The 24,144-nt window shown below is 49.4% G+C and carries 19 protein-coding genes; 4 read left to right on the top strand and 15 right to left on the bottom strand.

The genetic code is table 11. The features are described 5' to 3' along the window. Nucleotides 1-493 precede the first annotated feature (493 nt). Nucleotides 494-1,564, top strand: coding sequence for a uroporphyrinogen decarboxylase family protein (locus Q8O92_09030; protein MDP2983459.1), 1,071 nt, complete (start codon nucleotides 494-496; stop codon nucleotides 1,562-1,564). Between the two features lie 295 nt (nucleotides 1,565-1,859). Further along, nucleotides 1,860-3,242 (top strand): outer membrane protein transport protein, encoded by a 1,383-nt coding sequence (locus tag Q8O92_09025; protein MDP2983458.1) that lies wholly within the window; start codon nucleotides 1,860-1,862, stop codon nucleotides 3,240-3,242. Nucleotides 3,243-3,361: 119 nt separating this feature from the next. Here Q8O92_09025 and Q8O92_09020 read toward each other — a convergent pair whose 3' ends face one another. The 9 genes from Q8O92_09020 to Q8O92_08980 all read right to left on the bottom strand — a co-directional run bounded on the left by Q8O92_09020 (nucleotide 3,362) and on the right by Q8O92_08980 (nucleotide 14,033). After that, complete coding sequence (locus tag Q8O92_09020) at nucleotides 3,362-5,644, bottom strand: hypothetical protein (GenBank protein MDP2983457.1); 2,283 nt, start codon at nucleotides 5,642-5,644, stop codon at nucleotides 3,362-3,364. Next, the gene (gene cobO, locus Q8O92_09015) at nucleotides 5,641-6,186 is read right to left on the bottom strand and encodes a cob(I)yrinic acid a,c-diamide adenosyltransferase (GenBank protein MDP2983456.1); all 546 of its coding nucleotides are present in this window, start codon (nucleotides 6,184-6,186) and stop codon (nucleotides 5,641-5,643) included. The genes Q8O92_09020 and cobO overlap by 4 nt, the downstream gene beginning before the upstream one ends. 4 nt (nucleotides 6,187-6,190) lie before the next feature. Continuing rightward, nucleotides 6,191-6,529, bottom strand: coding sequence for a YdeI/OmpD-associated family protein (locus Q8O92_09010; protein ID MDP2983455.1), 339 nt, complete (start codon nucleotides 6,527-6,529; stop codon nucleotides 6,191-6,193). 156 nt (nucleotides 6,530-6,685) lie between these two features. Next, nucleotides 6,686-7,771, bottom strand: coding sequence for a DUF362 domain-containing protein (locus tag Q8O92_09005; GenBank protein MDP2983454.1), 1,086 nt, complete (start codon nucleotides 7,769-7,771; stop codon nucleotides 6,686-6,688). 432 nt (nucleotides 7,772-8,203) lie between these two features. Then, on the bottom strand, nucleotides 8,204-9,202 hold the full coding sequence (locus tag Q8O92_09000; protein ID MDP2983453.1) for an iron ABC transporter permease: 999 nt from the start codon (nucleotides 9,200-9,202) through the stop codon (nucleotides 8,204-8,206). A 2-nt stretch (nucleotides 9,203-9,204) separates the two neighbouring features. Continuing rightward, complete coding sequence (locus Q8O92_08995) at nucleotides 9,205-9,990, bottom strand: ABC transporter ATP-binding protein (GenBank protein MDP2983452.1); 786 nt, start codon at nucleotides 9,988-9,990, stop codon at nucleotides 9,205-9,207. A 30-nt stretch (nucleotides 9,991-10,020) separates the two neighbouring features. Then, entirely contained in the window at nucleotides 10,021-11,466 is a 1,446-nt protein-coding gene (locus Q8O92_08990) for a hypothetical protein (GenBank protein MDP2983451.1), read from the bottom strand. 60 nt (nucleotides 11,467-11,526) lie between these two features. Further along, nucleotides 11,527-12,222, bottom strand: a complete 696-nt coding sequence (locus tag Q8O92_08985; GenBank protein MDP2983450.1) for an L-ribulose-5-phosphate 4-epimerase — start codon at nucleotides 12,220-12,222, stop codon at nucleotides 11,527-11,529. Between the two features lie 131 nt (nucleotides 12,223-12,353). Next, nucleotides 12,354-14,033: a ribulokinase gene (locus tag Q8O92_08980; protein MDP2983449.1), complete on the bottom strand. Its 1,680-nt coding sequence runs from the start codon at nucleotides 14,031-14,033 to the stop codon at nucleotides 12,354-12,356. A 288-nt stretch (nucleotides 14,034-14,321) separates the two neighbouring features. On the opposite strand from Q8O92_08980, the gene Q8O92_08975 reads away from it, so the two are divergent. Then, nucleotides 14,322-15,104: a GAF domain-containing protein gene (locus Q8O92_08975; protein ID MDP2983448.1), complete on the top strand. Its 783-nt coding sequence runs from the start codon at nucleotides 14,322-14,324 to the stop codon at nucleotides 15,102-15,104. A gap of 267 nt (nucleotides 15,105-15,371) precedes the next feature. Here the strand turns inward: Q8O92_08975 and ybgF are convergent, their stop codons facing one another. From ybgF to Q8O92_08945, 6 genes are all read right to left on the bottom strand, one after another. Continuing rightward, complete coding sequence (gene ybgF, locus Q8O92_08970) at nucleotides 15,372-16,205, bottom strand: tol-pal system protein YbgF (GenBank protein MDP2983447.1); 834 nt, start codon at nucleotides 16,203-16,205, stop codon at nucleotides 15,372-15,374. A 9-nt stretch (nucleotides 16,206-16,214) separates the two neighbouring features. Then, nucleotides 16,215-16,766: a peptidoglycan-associated lipoprotein Pal gene (gene pal / locus Q8O92_08965; GenBank protein ID MDP2983446.1), complete on the bottom strand. Its 552-nt coding sequence runs from the start codon at nucleotides 16,764-16,766 to the stop codon at nucleotides 16,215-16,217. A 38-nt stretch (nucleotides 16,767-16,804) separates the two neighbouring features. Continuing rightward, nucleotides 16,805-18,148, bottom strand: coding sequence for a Tol-Pal system beta propeller repeat protein TolB (locus tag Q8O92_08960; protein ID MDP2983445.1), 1,344 nt, complete (start codon nucleotides 18,146-18,148; stop codon nucleotides 16,805-16,807). A 404-nt stretch (nucleotides 18,149-18,552) separates the two neighbouring features. Beyond that, nucleotides 18,553-19,185, bottom strand: coding sequence for a cell envelope integrity protein TolA (locus Q8O92_08955; protein ID MDP2983444.1), 633 nt, complete (start codon nucleotides 19,183-19,185; stop codon nucleotides 18,553-18,555). 21 nt (nucleotides 19,186-19,206) lie between these two features. Continuing rightward, nucleotides 19,207-19,608: a biopolymer transporter ExbD gene (locus Q8O92_08950; GenBank protein MDP2983443.1), complete on the bottom strand. Its 402-nt coding sequence runs from the start codon at nucleotides 19,606-19,608 to the stop codon at nucleotides 19,207-19,209. After that, nucleotides 19,605-20,249: a MotA/TolQ/ExbB proton channel family protein gene (locus Q8O92_08945; protein ID MDP2983442.1), complete on the bottom strand. Its 645-nt coding sequence runs from the start codon at nucleotides 20,247-20,249 to the stop codon at nucleotides 19,605-19,607. Before Q8O92_08945 ends, Q8O92_08950 begins: the two co-directional genes overlap by 4 nt. A gap of 164 nt (nucleotides 20,250-20,413) precedes the next feature. On the opposite strand from Q8O92_08945, the gene Q8O92_08940 reads away from it, so the two are divergent. Next, on the top strand, nucleotides 20,414-23,923 hold the full coding sequence (locus Q8O92_08940) for a LamG-like jellyroll fold domain-containing protein (GenBank protein MDP2983441.1): 3,510 nt from the start codon (nucleotides 20,414-20,416) through the stop codon (nucleotides 23,921-23,923). Nucleotides 23,924-24,144 lie beyond the last annotated feature (221 nt).

The raw sequence follows: 24,144 nt of genomic DNA, 5'->3' as shown, positions 1-24,144 counted from the left end.
GGCTTTATCTCCTTTCATAACAATACCTTAAGTATAATAAATCTAAACCGCCATGTCAAGCTAAATATTCATTTATTTTATTTATTTATAATAACTTATGTCAATATTATCCTTTTGTCGCCCTCGTCTTAATAAGGGGGGAATCATGTTGTCAGGCAGCATTTACCCCCTTAATAAGGGGGTCGCCGCTTTAAGCGGCGGGGGGATTTTACATAAAGAGCAGATAAGTGATATGGCATATCTGTCGCCGAATAAAAAATGGGGGATGGCCACAAAACCTTTTTTTCTTGACGGATAGAGCATATATTCAATATAATGTTGCGATTGCATAATGAGATTCTGAAACGAGTTCAGGATGACACGTGTCATGCCGAACTTGTTGCCGCTTCGCGGGAACGATGAAAGCGCAGCGCATCTTTTAGCAACCGTTTCGGCATCTTTTGAAAAAAAACGCAATAATATCTGTCGCCATGTAAAGAAACATGAGGTATATATGAGAATAGAATCCAGAACCTTTCTGCCGGTAGAAATCGTTTTTCATCCGAACTGGTGGTATCATCATGCGGGAATAACATTCGACCGCGCCTTTTTTTTCGATCCCGACCGCCGTGTGAAAGACGAGATGAAAATGCGCCGCGTTCTCTGGGAACGGTTCGGACAGTTTAAATATGGCGAGGAAAATCCGGCGCCGAGACCTGTTATCGGACCGGTTCACCTGGCCGCCGGGTTCATGGTTTCATCGCTCTGGGGGTGCTCCATCCGCTACTATGAAAACAACAGCCCGGTGGTGGAATCCCGTCACATGACTCTGGAGGAGCTGGATGCCATGCCGGCCCCCGATCCGATGGGTAATCCCGATTTCCGGGATCTTTTTAGCCTGATCAGGGAATTGAAAAACCGGTTCGGGTATGTCGAGGGAGACATCGGCTGGGGAAATCTCCAGAATCTGGCGCTCGACCTTATAGGTCATGAAATTTTTCTGGCCTATTACGACGATCCCGCGGCGGTTCACCGTATCTACGACAAAATGAACCGGAATATCATCGAGGTTCTTGCCCTGATCCGTGCGGAGACAGGAACGACTTCCATCTCGGTCAACCGTTCGGTTGAAAAAGTGGATCCCGCCATTAATCTGCAATCCAACTGCTCGGTTCAGATGATCTCCAATGAAACATACGAGGAGTTTCTTCTCCCGCACGAACTTGCCCTTTCCGCGCGCCTACAGCCCTATGGGATTCACCATTGCGGTGATAATATGCATCAGGTGGCCCCGGGATATGCGAAGGTGAAAGAAGCTTGTTTCTTCGATGTCGGATGGGGCGCGGAAATCGAGTACTGCCGCAGTTTGATCAAGGATGCTTTCTTTAATATCCGTCTTTCTCCGGTCAAGATTCAAACGTGTTCACCGGATGAGGTGGAGAGAGACATGGTCAATCTTCTTGAAAAAGCCGGCGATTTATCCGGGGTGGGAATCTGTTGTATCAATATGGACTACGGCGCCCCGGACGAAAATGTAGCCAGAATCTTCGAAGTAGCTGAAAAATATAGAAAATATGGAGGTTAATTTCAGCCGGGAAGGTTCAGGACAATATTCTATCCGGTTATGTCATCTGGAAAGTAATTTTGAAAATATTGTACCGTGATTGCAGATTAGATCCTGAAACGAGTTCAGGATGACACGTGTCATGCCGAACTTGTTTCGGCATCTCTAAATACGATCACGAACCTTATCTAATGACATACCCGGATTATTCTAATCACGTTACGATTTTTCAATTGACAGAGCAAACCGTGAGAGCTATACTTATCCAGATTTCCTTTGTTTCAATGACTTTAACTGTTTTGAACAAGGAGGTAGTATGAAGAGGTTGGGCTTTCTGCTTTTGTTCGCATTAATCGGTTCCGCAGGCAGTGTGTATGCTTCAGGGCTGGCCATACCAACACAGGGTGCTGCGGCGATGGGTCTCTCGGCGGCGATGACCGCCCGGTCACAGGATTTGAGCGCCATCTTCTACAACCCTGCCGGTCTTGACTATGTCCAGGGTACCGAAGTTTTCCTGGGTCTTACCCCTATTACTCCCATTCACAAATTTGAAAGCGCCGGCGTATCGATCGATGCCGACAAGAAGACTTTCATCCCCCCGCAGGTGTATTTCGCCCATAGGAGCAATTCCAAAGTTGTATGGGGAGTCGGCATATACTCGCCCTTTGGTTTGGGAACCGATTGGGGAACCACCTGGAATGGAAGATATACCTCCACATCCGCTCAGATTACTACCATCTTTTTCAATCCGACCGCCTCGATCCAGCTTCACAAGATGGTGACCTTTGGATTGGGTTTATCCTTTGTGTATTCCAGCGCAAACATCAGAAAAATGGTTGATACCGGGTTGAAGCTCTATTCCACATTGAAAAATCCTGCGGTTATCTCCAATTCGGTATATGATACCCAATTCTCTCTCAACGGAGAGGGCGGCGGATTCAATTATGACCTGGGTCTCCTGCTCAAGCCTTCTGATAATATGCAATTCGGTGTTTCCTACCGCGCTAAAACTGATGTGAAATACAAAAAAGGCACAGCCTATTTCTACCTTCCTGAGACTGTGAGCAGCGATAAAGCCACCAATACTGCACTTTTAAACGGTTTGAGGGCCAGTTTGCCTTATAATCAAAACGGCAAAACCACCCTGCACCTTCCGAGCATGCTCAATTTCGGTCTCCTTTACAAGTTCACCGACTCCTGGGATGCATCAGCAGATGTGAATCTGGTAGGGTGGTCAAGCTATGACCAGCTCGTTATCGATCTCAGCAAGAAGCTTCCTGCCGCTCAGATTGTGCAGGACAAAGATTGGAAAAACACTCAAACGTACAGACTTGGCACCTCTTATGACTGGAACAATAGCCTGGTGCTGCGCGGCGGGCTGCTCTACGACCAGAATCCTGTTCCCGATGCCACCTTCGATGCACAGCTGCCCGATGCCAACCGTACCGGATACTCCGCCGGATTCGGATACACCGTGAGCGGCGTTACCTTTGATTTCAGCTACATGTTCCTGAAATTCGCCAGCCGCGACAAGAACGATTTCGTGGGGTACACCGATGTAGCTCCACCTTTAAACATCGTGGACGCAACGGACATGAACACCTTGAACGGCTTGGTCAAAGGCACTTACCCGGTGGGAACAGGCACCTACAAGAGCTCCGCCAACCTCTTCTCTATCTCGGCCAGCTATAAGTTCTAAAAGAAAGGCACAAAGGCACAAAGGGACAAAGGCACAGAGGAATGGGACAGTCCAAAGTCCAAAGGGAAAGAAAAGAAAAAAAGAGGAAAAGAAAACGGGGCTGAACATGCCCCGTTTTTTTACCTACCCCCGTTGAACCCTTGAATTATATAGGCTTTCCCGTTTACCCGGAGGCCGTTCTCGTTGACCTCGAGTTTCCATGTACCCACTTTTTTTCCTGCACTTGGACCGGCGACTGCATAATCGGTGACTGTCAGGTATACCGGCATGGAGATATTCCCCGGAAACTGAAGGTAACGGTAGGACTCTATCACCCGGTAAGGCTTCTCATTGTAAAAGTGGATCATTTTACGGGGTTTGTAACCGAGCTCCGGATCGAGATAGAAGAGGAAATACTGGTCCTTCCCGATATGGGGATAGCGCACCACAATACAGGGATGGCCGTCAACCGGCTGCTTTTTCTTTTCGATCCGCCCGCCAAGCACACGCAGGTAACCGTTGAAGAAAGTGCCCATGGGTCCGATTGACCCCTGATAGTACTGATCGTAGTCGCGATAGATTCCCAGGGGCGCTTCACGGAAAGGACGGTCGCCCATGAAGAAGACGTCTGGTTTCCCTTTGAAATCGGCGGCGAATCTTCCTCCGGTTACTTCCAGGTAGCTTCCGTTAAAACGGATGGCGCCGGTATCGGTGAATTCATCGGCGCCGGCTGTCACCTTCTCGTGGTAGCTTTTCGAGCGCTTGTTTCCCTTCATCGTCCACTCCGAAACCTCGTAGTTCACTTTCACCGCCGGTTTGTCCCCGGAAAAGAGCAGCTCCACCTTCCCGTCAGAGCCTGGTTTGGGTTCCAGATATCCCTCGTATTCTATGCGGTAGGAGGCTTCCACATCTCGAATTCTGGCCTGTTCGGCATCAACTTTCCTGATCAGCTCCAGGATATCATCGGTGAGGGCCAGCACCTCGCGTCCGAACGATCCCTCGCAGGCCACCTGAGGCGGCTGGGGAATGCCCGGATCCCGCATGATGCCGGCAGCCTGCAGTCCCAGCGTCTGTTTTTGCAGAGTTGAGGATCTGCGGAAGTGAAAATCGCCTTTCGCCGGGTCGACAAAGAGGGGATCGACCTCCAACTCGCCTGTTCCGGGGATGGGGCGGTAGCGCACCGGACGGCCGCTCTCGTCGAAATCGCGGAAGTGGGGAGATTCCCAGGTCACATTTCCGAAAATAACCGGATTGGCGCCTTTGAGGATGCGCTGGCCCCACTGGTTGTGGTACATGATGTTGTTGCAGATAATCGGTTCGCTTCGGTTGATGGCCATAGGGATGTTGTTAAGATAGAAGACATTGTGGTGGATGAACGGCCTTGAGTGACGCTCCATGCCTATGGTTTTCACATTTCCGATAAAGATGTTGTTAAATATTTCCGAGCGGCCGTGGAGGAGGAAAACAGCGCGCTGCCCGATACGGTAAAAGGTGTTCCCGGCGATGACCGGATTGGCGTAAGAAAGATACGAGCGGTCACCGTAATCCGAAGTATTTCCGGGATGCGCGGCGTCAAACTCCGCATTCCGGAGGCTGTCCAGCACCCCCTCTACCATGACGCCGAACAGTCCGTTCTCTTTAAAAATATTTCCGGTTATTACCAGAGTACTGTCGCATCCCCGGGCATAGATACCGGCATTTAACCGTTTGTGTGAATAGTCGATCCCTGTTCCGGTGATGGTGAATCCTGAAATAAGGCAGCGATTGGCGGCAGTGATTGCATGCCCGCGGTTCTCGGGGTTGATGACCGTGGTGTAAGGATCCTGGCCGAGCAGCCGAATGCCTTCCTTCAGTATAACCGTTTCATTATATATCCCCTTACGGACGATAACGGCGCCGCCGGGTTCGGATTTGTTGATACCCTCCTGAATGGTGACGGCGTCTTCATTTCCTGCTTTTGATACCACGATGACATTGGTCTTGATACTGTCGATATTGGCTGGAACAGAGGGGAGTCTCTTTTTATTGGCAAGAATGCTCAATGAAAAGGCACGTTCGGCGATGTCGTTGGGCCAGACATAGCTGTCGCGGCTGTTCCACCATTCGGTTGTGTAATATTCCCGGGCGGTATTCTTCAGTTTCGGGAAAAACCAGGGGTCATAAGCGCCTGTAATCTCTTCCCCGCTGAAAATGCAGCCGTAACGGTCCCACCCGCGGTAGTAGTCGAAGGCATGAGACCAGGCTTCATGACACCGGGAGCATTTGTCCGGCCCGATCGCAGCTTCCTGAGTTTTCGCAGAGCCGCTTTTCTGCGCGCCGCGGAACCCAAGGCATCCGCTTGCCATAAAGAGGATGCAGAGGATGAATCCGGTTATTATCCATCCAACACTATTCCAACTCCTTACTGTATGACTCCCATTCATAACTCGATGCCCTTCCGCGCTGATACGCCTTTATGATAATAATGTTTTATTTCGCTCATTTCAGTGACCAGGTCCGCCCGCTCGATGACCTGTGGATCGGCTTTCCGTCCGGTGATAACCAGCTCAACCCGCTCCGGCTTTCTGTCCATCAGCCGCAGGAGGTCGGAAACGGAAAATAATCCAAAGTTTACCGCCACATTCGCTTCATCGAGAATCACCACGTTGTATTCCCCGGAAACAACAGCCCTCTCCGCTTCTTCCAGTCCCTCGCGTGCGAGCCGGATATCTTCTTCGTCCGGCGCTCCTTCAATAAACCCGGCGCGCCCAAACAGCCGAACGGTAATCAGGTCGCCCAGTTTCCGGAGAGCGGCAATCTCGCCCGCCTCCGCGCCTTTCATTAACTGGATGATGCACACCCGGAGTCCCGCACCGGCCGCCCTGAGCGCCAGCCCCATCGCGGCGGTTGTTTTTCCCTTGCCGTCCCCGGTGTAAACCTGGATATAACCGTGCATGGATGGTAGAAGCTCCTTTTCCAGATTCATGTTTTCAATAATACTTCTCTATTCCGCCGAACCCGAATTGTTTCTTCTTCTCGGTCATTTCGATGAAGTACCGCAGTCGTTTTTTGAACTCCTGCGGCCGGTTGCGGGCCCCGTCTATAAACGCAATGCGGATACGGATATAAGATTCCGAGAACCCTTGAAAGTTATTCCAGGCTGCCTCGTTAGCCTTGACAGCCTCCAGGATGTCCGTCGGTACTTCAAACTGCTCCTCTAAAATGTCCCCCAAGGTCGCTAAAACTTCATCGACGACCTTGCACTCCCTGACAAGCTCCCTCAGCCGTTCCTTATTCGCTTGCGAGTAAGGGGTCCTGGGGTTTCGCATAGAGAATCTTTGAGCGTATCTGTCCTCATCAATTTTTTTGACAGTGCTATCGATCCAGCCGAAGCAGAGCAGTGTTCATTGTCCAATGTAATCACTGCGTACGGATTTAAGTCCTCGTCCTCAGCAGCGAGGGAGAAGGGGATAGTTGGGTGAGTGTTACTTTTTTCCCCCAAAATTCTCGTTAATCCAAGCCACCTGCCAGTCGAAATTCTTGTTCATCTTGTATTTGATGATGTGTTTACGGTAATCCGGGCCATTCACCTTGATTTTGGCGAGGTCGAAATTCCCCATGCCCGCATTCGAACACCATTCAAGGTATTTCATGTACTTGGGGTCTATACCCATCAGCTCCACACAGAGACGGTCAGCCGCGACAAAATCGGTGCTCGATACAACGACGTTGTGTTCGACCACGGTGCCGTCCCAGGGGCCGTCGCCCTCGATGGTTTCGATGCCGTCGATGACCGCCAGATCAGGCTGCACCCCCATCTGCGCCACGAGAAAGAGGTTGTAGCTCAGTTCACGGCCTCCGCTGGAACCCGCGCCGCCGTGCATCTTCGATTTCTCGTTGTTCTTGTCGCGGTAATGGCAGACCGGCGCGCCCATGGCACAATTCTTGAGAGAGTATGTTCCCACAACGGCGTTATGAGATTTCATGCGGGCCGCGGAGATGAGAAATACATTCGGATCGGTAAACATGTTGATGATATTGACCGGTTCGGGATGGTGTTTGGCCGCACGGATAAACCGGAGCGTGAACGGCTGGTCATTGGCGTCCACGAGCCTGGCTTTATACTCTTTTTCGAGGGGGAGATAGCCGTAGTTCTCGAATCCGATGAACGCGCTGCATTCCGCCCCTGCGGTTCCCTCGGTGATAATTATCTGGCGGTCATGTATGGGTTTCAGAAAGTCCATGATGCCGCGGATCTGGTCGGCATGGGTGGAGCATCTTGAATATTCCGGCTTGGCGAGACCGGCGTTGATCTTGATAACAACCTGTTTGTCACCGATGGCCTCCCGCACTTCCCTTTCAAAAGGTTTCAGAGATTGGTAAATCATTTCGCGGCGGTCTTTTCCGGTGAGGAACGAAACTGTGCTTTTCTCAGAGCCGCGCTGTTTCATCACTGCGCCCTGTGACTCGGAGAAGCCTATCAGAGCCAGTCCGGCAGTACCCAGGGACAGGCGACGAAAAAAACTACGTCGGTCGAGAGTATCAGATGTGTGAGTATCATGTGCAGGCATGAGGAATCCATCCTTTCTTTGTAGTGTAAAGTCAATCAGATAATGTCTGGTGCTGGAGTTTCTTTTTTTTTACCCCCTTAAAAAGGGGGTCGCCGCTCAAGCGGCGGTGGGATCTTTATTCGCTGGGAAGAAGAAATCCCCCCTGCCTTTGGCATCCCCCCTTGTTAAGGGGGGAATATGAATCCAACTTTATTGCATTGACTTAACAATAGGTTCAGTTCTCATAAGAGTATGATTAATCTATTTTGATTTCTTTCTTTTTTAAAACAGTGACAAAGTTACAAAGTGGCAAAGAAAAAGATGTCTGAACCTTGATTAGCTTGATTATAGGATTACCTTGATTGGAAAGATATCATCATGGTAATCATTTAATCCCATGAATCGAGGTTCAGACCATCCTTGCTTCTTATCCTTCATCCTTCATCCTTTTCTTCACCGCATCATGCTTTTCTCTGCAGTTCCGCTCAGAAGAAGCCAGAGAAAGAACGGCCCTCCGAGCAAGGCGGTGATAATCCCTACCGGAATCTCCGCCGGGGCGATAACGATGCGGGCCAGTGTATCGCAAAGGGTAAGAAAAAGTCCGCCGAACAGGAAGGTGGCCGGGGCGAGGTATCGGTGATTGGCGCCCACCAGGAGCCGTGAAATGTGCGGCGACATCATCCCCACAAATCCGATGGGGCCGCAGACCGAAACCACTCCTCCGATCATAAGCGATACGGCGAAGAAGAGGACGGTTTTCATCCTTCCCACCTCAACTCCACGGCTGACTGCGATATCCTCACCGGCGCTGAACAGGTTCAACTCATGGGTGAGCGCAAACACGATGGCGCTGCCCGGCAGGATGAACGGGAGAATGCCGAGAAGGGAATCGTATCCGACCGCTTCGATGCCGCCCATCAGCCAGCGCACGATGCGGAAAGACTGGGTGAAATCGCTCATATATTGGAGAAAAAGGATCAGGCTGGAAAAGAAAAAGCTGACCGCCACCCCGGCAAGGAGCATGGTGGAGGTTGAAAAGCCTTTTTTCACACGGGTGAATCCGTAAACTGCCATGATGGCGGTGAGCGCACCGGCCAGGGAGCCTACCGACATGCCGGAGATACCCATGAATGAGAAACTGAATCCGCACATAATGGAAAGCGCCGCTCCGAATGCCGCGCCGCTCGATACCCCAAGGGTAAACGGTGTCGCCAGGGGGTTACGGAAGAGTGCCTGGAATGCCATGCCGCTTATGGCCAGCGCAGAACCCGCCAGAAAAGCAGTGAGCACCCGCGGCACCCGCATTTTCCAAAAGATGCCGTAATCCATGTCCCCGGCGGTGGGATAGAAGATGTGATCCAGGGCTATATTCTTCATGCCGATAATCGGTGCGCCTGCCAGAATAAGGATTGAGCCGAGAGCCAGAAGAATGAGAACGGCCTTTTTTTTCATTCTCAAGGCTCCTCGTGGACAATGAACTGCTGCCCGGTGACCGGATGGGTGACAAAGAGGAATGGTTTGTCGTAGATGCGGGAGAGGATGTCATTCTGCATCACCTCGCCGGGAAGGCCTTCAAACGCCATCCGGCCCTCTTTGAGGATGGCGATGCGGTCGCTTAAGAGCGCCGCGGCGTTGATGTCGTGTGTCACCATGACTATGGTAAAACCGCGCTCGCGGTTGGTTCGTTTCAGGATTCTATGAACATCGGCAACATGCTTCGGGTCAAGAAAAGTGGTCGGCTCATCCAGGAGGAGAATCCTCGCGCCCTGCGCCAGAGCCGCCGCGATAAGGACATTCTGACGTTCCCCGCCGCTCAGTGTGTTCATGACCCGTTCGGCAAGGCGGCCGGTGCCGGTAATGTCCAGCGCATCCTGCACCGCCTGTTCGTCCTTATGACTGATGGGGGTGAATGGACTCAGGTAAGGATAGCGCCCCATCATGACAAATTCCTCGACCGTGAAAGGAAGGCTGCGGCCGTCAGTCTGGGGAACATAACCGAGCAGGCGGGCAAGCGCCTTCTGGCTGTATAACTCCAGCGGCTTTCCGGCAAGAGAAATTTCCCCTTTTCCGCCGGTGTTTATGCGGATGAGGCATTTTATGAGCGTACTCTTGCCGGCGCCGTTCGGCCCGATGACGGAGAGGAACTCTCCTTCTTTCACCGAAAGCGAGACATCAAAAAGGATGCGCTTGTCCCCGATGGAGAAGGAGTAGTTCCTGATACTGATGGATTCTTGGGTCATATTTTTTTCTATATGTAACTTATGGATTCTTCACTTTTTATATTTCAAAATAATACCTAAAACTTTTTCGGTATTTTTGTTGAAAATAGGTATCATTCCATAATCCAAGTTCACTTTAATAGGGTGCTTTATATCAATAAATAGATCGAGATATCTTTTGCCACTATTATCATATTTTTTATTTCTATATTGTTTTATTTCATTGAAATCCGAATTGTCAATTCTTGATTTTAAAATATTCTTATAAATATCACGATTTATTTCAAAATCTGAAATAGTAATACGATCACCAAATACAGAAGATATGATTGTATTAACAAAATTGAAATAAGTTAGAAAATATGTTGAATAATCACTATTTTCTTGTTCTTTTTCTGTTAATGGAGGATGTAAAGAGGAGTTTAATTTTTGTATTTGTCTATATTGATCCTTTTGTTTCTTGTTTAATTTATCAAAAAAACTAGGCATATTTGTATTAAAGAGATATATTTGATAAAAATATTCAATGATCGAAGCTTCATAAAAAAACCCGTTTTCATTATATTCTTTGAGAGATTCTTTTATAGATGCTTCCTTTACGAAATCATTTTGTGATTCAATTATTTCGACAGACTTTTTAATCGCTTCACTTACTGTTATTGGAATTATGAATTGCGGGATGAGTTCTGATATGCGTAATGGACAATAAATTCCATCATGGAACCCGCGTAAATGATAGTTAATTAAATTTCTACAATTTGATCCGGTAATTTCTATTATTCGCTCCGGCTGAGGTGATAAAGTTGAAGAAATGTACACAGCATCAACATAAAGCTTAATATTTTCCATTTTAAAAATTGTTTCCCAATATTTTTGACCATCATAACAATCATCAAGATCGAATACCCCAGATAACATATCATGAACAATTTCGTCATCTTCATAAGTCGAAAGTATATCAAAAAAATATTCCTTAGCTTCTTTCCACGTACCGCCTAATAACAATTCAACGATTTGTTCATTTATATAATAAAACATGCTTGGGGAAATTTCAATGCTTGGTGAAAAAGGTAATTCAATGTTTGATATTTCATCAATATTTATTTTACTGAGAACAAATTCTCGCCAATTGATTTTAAAAGCATTACGCTCTTCGATATTCTCTATCTCTTCTGCTTTTTCGTTTAATTCTTCTTCAAATGCATATTCGCAATATCTTGTTCTAATTTGTTTGTTTAAATTTGTTTCTTCCGGAAAAGAAAAAAAACCATCCTTATTCATTTTCGCAACAAGAATAGAGTCTGTTGGCCTCATATTCATAATATTTTCTGCATTTTTTACAACGTCTGTTTCAGACAATTCTGCATTAAAATGCAGCTCATAATTGCCCCATATCTTTATTGCGTTTTGAATTGGTTCAAATACATGAGTTTCGTAAAGCTTTTGTAATGCAAAAGCAATTTGAAAAAAAATAATTTCTTTTTCCTGGGTTAACATTTTCGTAACCTCTTTGAAGAGTCATTGAAATTATGCAGCAATAAGATACAAATAATTGTTTTATTTTTGCCCATAGTACGCATCCTTCCCATGTTTCCGGCAGTAATGTTTCTGAAGGAGCGTTTCTTTCAGGCATTGGATTTCCGGGTTAATGAGCGTGGTATAAAAAGCGATTTTCGCAATTTCCTCAAGCGCCGCGCTGTTGTAGACTGCCTTTTCCGGGGTTTTTCCCCAGGTAAACGGACCATGACAGGCCACAAGCGCCATCTCGACATCTTCATAGGAGAGCGTTGCGAATTTTCTAAGAATCTGATTTCCCGTTTCTTCCTCGTAATCGCCGCAGATACATTCGTCGGAAATCACCTCGGTACAGGGAATCTCTCCCGGGACATGGTCGGCGTGGGTGGTTCCGAGGCATGGGATAGACCTCATCGCCTGCGCCCAGGCGGTGGCAAAGGTGGAATGGGTATGGGCGACTCCGCCGATGTTCGGGAATGAACGGTAGAGGACAGCATGAGTTTTTGTGTCGGATGAGGGGTTGAGTCCACCCTCTACAACACGGCATTCCAAATCAACGATGACAATTTTCTCAGGGGTAAGTTCCTCGTAGGGGACTCCGCTCGGCTTGATGGCGAAAACGCCCCTGTCACGGTCGATTCCGCTGACATTCCCGAACGTGTAAATCACCAGGTTGCGCCGCGGAAGCTCCATGTTAGCTTCCCAGACGTGTAGTTTTAAATCTTCGATTGAGTTCATGTCTTTTCTTTCAAAAGCTTTATTTAGACAGGATTTACAAGATTAACAAGATTAAAGTCGAACTTGTTTCGGCATTTTCATCGTAATATAAATTAACAGTATCAAAATCATGTAAATCTTGTAAATCATGTCTAAATTCTTGTTCCTGTCTTCTCTCTTTTCCCCATCGTTTCCTGTTCGATAAACTCCCCGAACTGGCAATACCTGTTATAGAGAGTGGAATAGATTTCAGCCCTGGAGAGATTCGGGATGTATTTATCTTCGAATCCGCTCTCCATGGCGTCGACAGCTTCCTCGACCGTTTTGTAGATGCCGCCAGCCACAGCGGCAAACATGGCGGCACCCAGCGCACAGGCCTGCTCGGACCGGGCAACTTTGATGGGGCGGTTATGGACATCGGCAAGAGTCTGCATGACAAACGGCGATTTTTTCGCCACACCGCCAAGGGCGATGATTTCTTTGATGGGAACACCCTCGGACTCGAACCGTTCCACGATTTTACGGGAACCGAACGCGGTGGCCTCCACCAGCGCCCGGAAAATCACCGGAGCGGTGCTGCCAAGATTCAGCCCGGTGACTGCACCCTTGAGAGCCTGGTTGGCATCGGGAGTTCTCCTGCCGTTCATCCAGTCCAGAGCCACCGCTCCCGATACATCGAGAGGCGTCTTTTCCGCCGCACGAGATAGCTCGGGAATTACCCGCCCGGCCATTTCTTCAGTGTCCAGTGAAGACCCGGCCAGGTTCCTCACCGGCCAGAGAATCACCTCTCTGAACCAGGCGTAAATATCGCCGAAGCCTGACTGCCCGGCTTCCATGCCCAACATCCCGGGAATCACCGAGCCGTCCACCTGGCCGCAAATTCCTTTTACCAGCTTGCCGCCCATCTCTTCCATGGGGGCAACCAGGATGTCGCAGGTGGAGGTTCCGATGACTTTGGAAAGATAATACGGGCGGATGCCTCCGCCGACCGCCCCCATGTGGGCATCGAAAGCGCCGACTCCTACCGGTATTCCCGCCGGAAGCCCCAGCCGTTCCGCCCATTTGGGAGAAAGATTTCCCGCTTCTGAATCGGAGGTGAAGGTCTCCGTATAGAGACGGCCTCTCAAGCCGGAGAGCAGGGGATCGAGCCGGATGAGGAATTCCTCGGAAGGCAGTCCTCCGAACGATTGATGCCACATGGCTTTGTGTCCCGCCGCGCACCTGCTTCTCTTCAGGCGCAGGGGATCGGTTTTCCCTGTCAGGAGGGCAGTCACCCAATCGCAGTGCTCCACCCAGGAAAAAGCCGCTTCTCGGATTTTCTCGTCTTCTCGTAGGACATGGAGAATTTTAGCCCAGAACCATTCCGAAGAGTAGATGCCTCCTTCATACATGGTAAAATCCATGCCGCCCCAGGAATGTGCGACCCGGTTTATCTCCTCTGCTTCAGCGACCGATGTATGATCTTTCCAAAGAATGAACATGGCATTGGGATTTTCATCGAACTCAGGAAGAATGGCCAGCGGAACACCCTCGCGATTCACCGGACCGGGAGTGGAGCCTGTGGTATCCACCGAGATTCCCCGCACCTGCCCGGAGGCGCCCGGAGGCGCCTGTTTCAAGGCTTCCTGCACTGTCCGCTCCAGGCTTTCGATGTGGTCTGCGGGATGCTGCCGGAAACGGTTTTTCGCCGGGTCGCAGTACCTGCCTTCACTCCAGCGGCTGAAAGGGCGTACGGATGTAGCTGTTTCCTCGCCGTTTCGTGCATCCACTATGAGCGTTCGAACCGAATCTGTTCCGAAATCAATCCCTATGACATAATCACGATGCGCCATCGTTCCGCCTCCGTATTGCCGTGTATGCCATGGAAAAATATTCCAATATTTTTCAATTCTGGCGAGACACATTTGATATACTATAGTATTATGAGGAAATATACTACCCCTTAGTTTAAAAGGCTTGTGAAAAAGCAGACATATTTTTTTATTACGTTGTTCACCTCCTCATGGTTTCCGTGAAATATTCCGATAAAAGAAAAGGAGGCATTTCAAAAGGAGAGTAAAAGGGGGTTGTGTCTTATTTGATAATCCGGCTTATTCACACGCCTTATAGAAAGGAAGGTCATGTCCGAAAGTTATGACGGCATCGAAGGGCTGCGGGTTCTCTATGAGATCAGTTCACTCATCAGTTCGGATTCCAAACTTGAAGAAAAGTTCATCCGGGCGCTTCACAAAGTGAAAGATGCGGTCAACTGCCAATCAGCCAGCCTCTTTATACATAATGAAGAGAGCGGAAAACTGGAAGAAGCAGCCACCGTGGGAACCAGGGTAAATCTCAGTGAAACCATCGATTTCGATCTCGGTTGCGGATTCAGCGCCTGGGTAGCCAAACAGCGGCGGTCGGTGCTTATCCCCGGTCTTCGCAAGGAACACCACGAAGGTATTCGCTCTTTTGGGTCGGTGCCGCTTATTTCAGACGAAAAACTGATCGGAGTCATGAATCTCGGGCGCCGTGAACCGAACGCCATCACTGAGCAGCACATGCAGTTCCTTGAAATCATCGCAGGACAACTGGCCAATATCATTGAACGCACCCGCTATGAGAGACGACTGCTCGAAAAAAATGTCGCACTCGTGAATGCCCGGGAAGAAATTGAAAAGCAGCACCTGCGGATTGTCGAAATGGAAAAATATCAGGTTCTCGTTCAGGCCGCGGCATCCATCTATCATGAAATCAACAATCCCTTAACCACCATCATCGGAAATATTGACCTGATTCTCATGACAAAGTCCGATATGGATCCTCAAATTAAAAAAAAGCTTACCGTTGTACTGGAAGAATCCCGCCGAATTGCCGAAATAACTAAAAAACTTCGTAATATCAAAAAAATGGTAACGGGAAACTAACTTGAAAAAGGGATTTTCTGAGGTAGGGAAAGAAATTGTGGGCAGGAATTTGAAGATTCATGCGCTGTTTTGAATTCATTTCGTCAATGTATACATGACGACATAAATAATTGAATATGTTTTGAGTGTTTAGATGCCGAAACGGTTGCTAAAAGATGCGCTGCGCTTTCATCGTTCCCGTGAAGCGGCAACAAGTTCGGCATGACACGTGTCATCCTGAACTCGTTTCAGGATCTTTAATACATGAGTATTTCGCAAGCTTTTTTACTATTTTCCCACTACCTTTTTCAGTCTTTCCCGCGCCGGTACTGCTTCTTCCGCTTTAGGATAATTCTTTATTATGAACCGGAGGGTGATAATTCCCTCATTCTTTTTTCCAGCCTCGATTTGAGCAAATCCCATCTTGAGATAGGCGGCGGGAACCTTGGGCGATTGGGGATAATTCTTGATTACTTTTTCGTAGTCGCTTATGGCAAGGTCATATTTTTTCTGGGCATAATCCGCTTCTCCCAGCCAGAACTGGGCATTCCCCGCCAGGACATGATCGGGAAACTGGAGAAGGAATGCAATAAACCGGTTGGTTGCCATCTCGTAATCTCCCTTTTGAAAATCCTTTATCGCCAGATCATAAATCTGCTGAGAATCTACTTTCCCCTGGGGAGAGAAAGGCTGTTGTCCGGAAGAAGCGCCGGTCTTTGAGGTATCGGCTCCGGCGGATGACTTGCCGGAAGGTGGTTGTTCCGCACCCCCGTAAAGTTGAATGGCTTTGAGAGTGCGGTTCAATTCATTGAGCTGGTAATTGATGTTTTCCATCTGAGCGGTAAGGGTGGAGAGATTTTGTTGCTGGCTCTGGGATTGGGTCCCGGAAAGGGCGCGCATACCCATAAGGAGTTTGTTTTGCTCTCTGAAAAGACTGTCAAGTGAAGCGATCATTGTTTTAAGGTCGGCAAGACGGGATTCGAGTTCTTGATTACACGCCATGGATTCATTATGCAGGGCAAGAACATATTTATTTGTGGCGCAGGATTGAGTAAAGAGAATTACTGCGCCGGCGAGAACCAGCCCCGGGAAAATTTTCCGTAACGAATCTCGTCTTGCCATAGTAGTGACCTATCGGTTGGTGATTACGAAATCAACACGGCGGTTTTTCTGCCATGCCGCTTCGATATGACCGGGATCAATGGGACGTTCTTTTCCATAGGAGACCGTGGTGATCCGGCTGTCGGAAATACCGTAATTGACCAGAAAACCTTTTACAGAATCTGCCCTGCGCTGGCCGAGAGCCAGGTTGTATTCCACCGTGCCGCGCTCGTCGCAGTTCCCTTCAAGGCGAACCGATATGGTCTTCCACCGGTTGAAAAGATCAGCGTCACCGTTCATGCTGCTGACCTGATCGGACCTGATGTCGGATTTGTCGAAATCAAAATAGATTGGGGTGAAAGACAGGTCGCGAGGCGGCTGAGGCGCCTCGACAGCCTTCTTCGGCGGCGCCGGGGCGACCGGTTTAGGCGCCGGGGCAGGCGCAGGCTTGGGCGCTTCCTGTTTTACTACGGGAGGAGGCGGCGGGGGTGTGGGAGCCGGTTTCTTGCCGCAGCCGGTCAAATTCACGAGAGATACAGCAAATCCTAAAGCTAAAACTGCGAGAATCTTACGTTTGCACATAATTACACCCTTTCGTAATAGTTTTAAAATATTTTGCCTTACCGCTTGCCGGAGACCCGTATGTCATCTCCCGATACGGCAGGCGCCCACGATGGTGAAAAAGAATTGCCATCACTCGTAAGGGGACGAACTCCCGAACCGTCCCAGTTCATTATAAATAAACTTTTCCCTCCCAGACGGGTGGACCAAAAAACGATCCGGAGACCGTCCGGCGACCACTTTGGATTTTCATTGGATCCTTCGCCCATAGTCAGCATTACCAAATCTTCCCCGGTGGGAGAGGATGATGCTATATCAAATGCGCTGCCATTCTGTACAACAAACAGTATTCGATCTCCCCGCGGCGACCAGTTGGGGGAGTCCTCATAAGAATTGGGGGTGGATGTCAGGCGATGAATATTGGAACCATCGCTGTTCATGACATAAACCAGTGGACTTCCAGTCCGATCGGATTGGAAAGCAATCTGAGCGGCATCCGGCGACCAGGCTGGTGATATATCGATCGCCTGATAATTGGTCAGTCGTTTGACCGCGGTCCCGTTCGCCCGGCAGGTGTATATTTCAGTGTTGCCGTCACGGTTCGACGAAAAAGCGATCAAATCCGGGTTGGTAGGACACCATGCGGGAGAGGTGTTCAGACCTCCCCAGCGGGAAATATTCAGCGATTGTCCTGTATTGATATTGATGACGTTGAGTCCCCAATTTGTACCGTTTAACGATGAGTAGGCTATGCGCTGCCCTTCCGGCGACCAGGCTGGCGATAAGTTAATGGTTCTTGAAAAGGTAAGCTGATGTATGTTTCTGCCGTCGGCGTCGATTATGAAAATTTCCTTTCCGCCTTTGGATTCAGATATATACGCAATCTGAGAAGCGCAACTCCCCCTTAAGCCTGTAAACATTTTTATCATGTCATCTACCAGGACATGAGCGGTATACCACGGCCGCTTGCTGTCTATCAGGTACTCCGCATCGAGTGTGACCAGCGTTGTTTTCAGATCGTACAACTTTACCGCAACCGATTTCCCCGTTCCGGACAATGCGCCGGAAAGATAATATGCTGCTCCTGACTCAGTCCATTTCAGGAATGAACTTTTATTGAGAGATGCAATACTGTCGGGGAGCGCCCTTGTCTGGAATAATCCGCTGCCGTTTAAATCACCGATCAAAGTGTCGCGCACGATGTTTACAGGCGAGGAAGGGTCGGGTGAAGTGAACCCTTCGATTCCCACTCCAATCCTGCCCGATGCGGAACCGGCCCGTATTTGCAGATATATATCCCGGGTTTGCGCAGAAGTTTCCGCAGCCATGGAGACAAGTAATAGTATACAGAGAAAATAAAAATTATACAACCAAAACCGGAAAGTATGTAAAATTAAATCCATAATACCGCCTGTACAAGAAAATATATCAAGTTATCATGAAGTCTTTGAAGAACCTTTTTTTGGTTGATAGATGCCGAAACGGTTTCATCGTTCCCGAACAAATTCGGCATGACAAGTGTCATCCTGAACTCGTTTCAGGATCTAAATGCCTGAATGGTAAGAAAACCACCTTGTTCAAAAGCTTTGAATAGATGATTCGGCAAAAAGTGTTACAAAGCTTTCAGTTCTGTCGAAACCTCACCCGGCCTTCGGCCACCCTCTCCTAATTAGGAGAGGGTAAAGACATGTAATGCTTAGAGTTACCCCCTCTCCTGACTAGGAGAGGGGGACAGGGGGTGAGGTTTAACAACACTAGAAAATAATGTAAAAATTACTTTTTGCCGGTTCATCTTGAATAATCTCGATTAATAACTGAACCTCAAATAAATGCCCAGTTGATCCCCGGAATAGCTTTCCGGAAGCGGCGGGTAAGGTGCACTCTTTACCACGGCTTCGTAGGCGGAACTGTCGAAATTCATGAATCCGGATTTATCTTTCACCAGCACACGGTCTACCCGGCCATCCCGGTTGATTCGAAAATAAACCACCGTTTTAATATTTGGAGCATTCAGCGAAGGATAACGCCAGTTGTTCCGGATTTTTTGCATAATCCCGATGAGGTATTCGTTATCGTTGAAAACCTGCTCGGTCTGAATGCCCGGGGGAAGATTCTGCTCGCTTTTCTTACCCCCTGTCTGGGCCGCCGGAGTGCTGCTTTCCGCTTCAGCGGCGGCGCGTTTCACCGGTTGGACTTTACGGGTTTTTGCCGGGTTCGGGAGCAGTTTTTCGGGTTTGACATTTACCTGCGGCACCTTTGGTTTCGGCTCGCCGATCTCCGACATCCGCTCGAGAAGCGGCGCTATGGACTGCGGCTGGACCATCTTGACGTTTACCACCGTCACCGGTGTAAAGGTTTTCGAGCTCAGCATTGAAGGCAGTATCAGGGTTATGAAAACCAGAGCATGACCTGATGCCGACAGAATAATATCTCGCCACATATTCCAACACCCGGAGCAGGGTTATTTTTTCGTTACTTCATCCTCTACCACAAGGCCGACATTTTCCCCCCCGACTTTTTTCACAAAGCCGATTATTTCTATTACCTTCCCGTACGGAACGTCCTTATCTCCCCGTATGTATACCGGCTCTCCCATATGAGATTTGAAAATATCGGGGAATCTGCGGGAAAAATCGCTGGCGGCAATCTTGTCGCGATCTACAAAAACATTGCCATCTTTTTTGATAGATATCACGATGCCTTCGGAAATATTGATCCTGGTAGCCTTTGCCGATGGCAGATCCAGGTCGATCCAGTTCTGCATTGCCGGTGCGGTTATCATGAATATTACCAGGAGCACAAGCATGACATCGATAAGATTGATAAAATTAATTTCCGGTTTGACCGAGCGCCGAACTATCATATATGCAATTCCTTGGTAAACAGGGACAATGCAAATTCATTTATGCGGTCGAGACGGTCAAGCGACTGGTTGATATATCCGGAGAGCAGGTGATGTCCGGCCATGGCCGGTATGGCCACCAGTAATCCGCCGATAGTAGCCATGAGCGCTTCCGCAATGCCCGGAGCTACAGTGGCAATGGTGGCGGTGCCCTTCTCTCCGATGCTTATGAAAGAGTACATGACGCCCCATACAGTACCCAGAAGACCGAGAAGGGGGCTGACGCTCGCCGCAGTAGCTAAAAGCCCCATCCCCTGCTGCAAGTCGTTGGTCTCGTTCATAATTGCGCCGTTTAAGGTGCTTTCAGGAGAAAGGACAGGCTTGCCCTGAACAGCGGAGCGGATCATTTTAAGGATGAGCAGTGGAAGCGCTTTCGCTTTACCTGTGCTATTATGTACACAACTTCCTTCTATATAGGTCATATCGGTCTGTTCGGAAATGGTGAGCAGAAATTGAGAAATTTCTGTTTTATACTTCTTTACAAAAAAGTATTTGTGGATCATGATTGCCCAGGACAGGATTGAAAAAACCAAGAGAATTAGGAGCACAAATTTTGTAAAAATTGTCGCGTTTACTATGAGATTATAAACAGAAATTTCCATGAATGTGGAATAAACTCCTTTCGGGATAGAGTTTTTAAGTTCTATATTATAAGCAATAATCATACGAACGGCAACACTTTTGCTGATTCCATGCATGAATTGTCGATATCCACGAGATATTTTTTGATGCTGAAGCAAGTTCCAAGTCTGGAAGGAGAGAATGTATGGCGGTCCTCAAGCGAACTGCAGAACTGATTCTGGCGCTTTCGGCAGGTTTGTACACAACGGCGGCTTCTCACGGGGCGGAGACAATCCGGCCGCCGGCTACCTATCATCTGTCATTTGAGACCCTGGAATTCATCAAGAGCGATGATTTTTCAGGTAAATATCCGGCGCCTTCAATCGAACAACGGAAATTGAGCCTTGTTACCGGGAAATTCGGGAAAGCATTCCTGAATGCCAACGAGTTCAGCAGCAAGGAAGTGGAACAAACCGCCATGTCCACCTGGGATTTGGACACCCTGCTGGAAGTTCTCGTGCTTCACCGCTTCGAATACTGGCAGAAATTCCCCAAATCAGGCCGCCTCGAACCATACATCTGGGGAACGGGACGGCTTACCACCGACGGCGGAAGTGTTGCCTTCTGGGCCAAAGGCGCCAGAACAGAACCGGGGTATCTTTTTTTTCAGGCTTCCTCCTCTTTCGGAAGGCATGAGAAATATCTTCTTGCCATCGAGCTTAACAATGATCGTTCCCTCTCGGCGTATGTGCGGGATGCGCGTTATGTGTATCATCGCATTGCCTCGAAGCCGGTCTGGGATGATTCCCGGTTCAACCATGTGGCTCTTTCATGGGACCGCGCACAGGGGCTTCGCCTGTTCCTGAACAGCGAAGAAATCGCCTCCAGCTGGGGCGCCGATGCCTGGTGGACCACCCAGATGCCCGGTCTTTTTCACATGCCCATGTGCGGCTTCACCTACGATGAGTTCTGGATTTTTGACCGGCCTCTGGCGGCAGGCGAGATCAAAAGGCTGATGAATGATAATCGTCCGCCATCTGATGCGGGCGCCCCGAAGGCACTCAATAGCGGGTCCGCAGGCCGTATAGCCGCCCGGGCTTTCATCGGAAAGAACACCTCACGACTTCCTGCAGTAAAACCCCTCCGTGACAGCGGAACGGTAACTTTCAGAGAGATATACCCGGAATTTGCGGGGGATGGGTGTGTCCACGCCCCGTATGTCATGGACGGCAAGTACGAAATGGCATGGCCGCTCGATTACACCACATTTACCAATATTCTCGGAGACTCCGATTTCCACGGGGAGAAAGTCGATTTCCGGCTTCCCCGTGGGAACGCAGTCAACTATATAACCCTGGAAGGCAACCTGGATAGGGTGAAGGTTTTCGCCGTCAGCGGCAGCGATAGCAGGGGGGAAGTATGTTCCGTTCCGGAAGGAGCCAATCATTTCTTCGGGGCGTCTTTCAATCCTCTCTCATGCGACAGATTCAGCATTCCCCTTTTAAAAGGGTACGGGTCCCCGCCGGGATATAAGGAGGGCCTCAACCTGGCGCTTACCGGCGACACCCGCATTCATGAAGTCGGTTTTTTCCATGTCGGCGCTGAGAGTTCTCCCATGCCCGGTCTGAGCCGTACCTATTATCTCGATACCGGCGGGGCTGTCCCCGATGATAACCGCTGCGGTTATGCCATGCGCGCCCTGAATGACCGGAGGAATGCCCAAATCCTGACTATTCGGGAAACCGCTTTCAAAACACGACAATCGATCTCGCCCGGAGCATGCACCCGCCTGAATTTGCTGACCGATCCCTGGAAACAGGCGGAAGCGGTTACCGCCCTGGAGTTGAATCTTTTCGTCCGCAAAGCAGGGGAAGGCGATTTCGCGGTTTTGCGCCTGCATGATCCGGGAGTTCCCGCCCGGATATGGACTTCGGTGGTTTTCCGTCTGGAGAATTTCCGCCCTTCAGGCGACACTCTTCGGGTGCGGCTTGATTGCGCCGATATAAAAATGGCGCCCGGCGACCGTATCTGGCTCGATCTCCTTTTCAGCGGCGATGAAGAAATCGAAACGGGAGGAGGGAACAGGTCTTCTGTGTCTATTGCCATAGCGCCTCTATCCGACTCCGACGGCCGGTATGCTTTCAAGGAACTTCAGCCGGCATTCGGAGAATATTCCCGAATCTATCCCTGGTACTATCCCTGGATGGATACCCGCATAGACCCGGATCCGGAAAATCCGCCGACTTTCGGCGGGTACTATGATGTTGTCACTTACCCGCTCATCATCAAAAGAATCGAGCCGGATAATTTTCTCACCAACGCCCTCCTCAAGCTGACCCTCATCCCTTATGTCGAGAAAGCAGGAGTATACAGCACGGTGAATGCCTGGGAAAACACGCCAAAGCTCTGGCCTCCTGTTCCCATAGCTTCCACCGATGGGTCGCCGGACTGGGCATTCTTCATGCGATGGTATCTCAAGGGATATTCCGAAATTGTTTCCTGGTGGGCGGAACACCAGAATCCCGACGGCCAGGTGGGCGGCGGATGGAAGGATGACGCCCTGTTCGCTTCACGGCTCCCCGGCGTTTTTCTTTACCTTGGGGATGAAAAAGCCCGGAAGATATTCGACCGTATCAATGACGGAATCGAGAAAACGAAGATGTTCGCCGACGGCTATTGCACCTATGTTCCCAACGATTACATCCATGTGGACGATCTCACCCGTAACCGGTACGAAGGGATGCTGTTCGACCTGGGAAACCCGCACAAGATGCTGATTTCCATGCGCACCGCCTGGAGATTCGAAAAGCCGGAGCAGACTCCCATAAACTACGTAGACGGTAATTCCTTCAAGTATGACCGCGATTTCCTCCTCTGGTACTGGGGGGAGACTCCCGTGTACCCGGCTTATGCGAACACCATGCAGCAGGTTGCCGCCAAGATGAAGGAAATCGCCCCTGCGATGAACGAGGTGACCAGGTTCCGTTATACCGAGACCAATGTGTATTCGGACTATTCCTATATGCCCGGCAGCAGCGATATCAAGCATGTTATGATAGGCGGTCAGCCCGGCCCGTGGCTTGCAGGTCTCACCATGGCGGTGAGCTGGGAAAAAGGCGGCGGCCCGGATATTCCCAAATGGGTAGAGTCCGCCACTGACACCAGCCTGGTCGCTCATTTCTATTCTTTTGCCGAGACCGATCAGGAAGTGGCAGGGTTTCTCTACCGTATCAAGCATGGATTGTACCGCGTTACCCTTGAATATGAGGGGAAGGACAAGGCAAAAGGAAAGATAGTTGACAGGCTCGAAGAGCTGGAGCGCTTTTCCACCGTTACAGTTCCGGTGCGGCCCAACCGTGAGTTGGTTTTCAAAATCAGCCTTGCGAAAAAGCTGCCCGATTATGGACCTCTGCCTGACCTGGCGCTTTCCGATATTACACGGGAAGGCGATACCATAAACGCTGCAGCATATAATTTCGGGTCCGTCAAATCACCGGCGGTGAAAGTACGTCTTGTGGACTGGGCCGGAAAGAACCTCGCCGAGAGTGATATCCCCGCTCTTGATTCGGCGCGGGATTTCATCCCCAAACATGCCGGGTTCTCCTTTACCGTGCCAAAAGGGCAGAAGGGCTTGCGCCTTGTCGTCGACCCTGATAACCAGGTGAGAGAGATTATAAAGAGGAACAACATAATCTACATATCTGATAGACCCTGAAACTGTTTTATCGTCCCCGTGAAGCGGCAACGAGTTCAGGGTGACACATGTCATGCCGAACTTGTTTCGGCATCTATCCTTAGGTACTGTCAAAAGTATCATGAAAAAATAAGAAAGCTGTGGAAATGACGTAACCATTGAAAAGTCTTTGACTTTCCAACAGTTACTTGGAAAAACGTTTCACGTTTTCCCACATTACCACAGCTACTACAACAATACAC

The organism is Candidatus Latescibacter sp., assembly GCA_030692375.1.
In the GTDB taxonomy this organism is placed as follows: Bacteria; Latescibacterota; Latescibacteria; order Latescibacterales; family Latescibacteraceae; genus JAUYCD01.
This window is presented reverse-complemented; position numbering and strand designations above follow the sequence as displayed.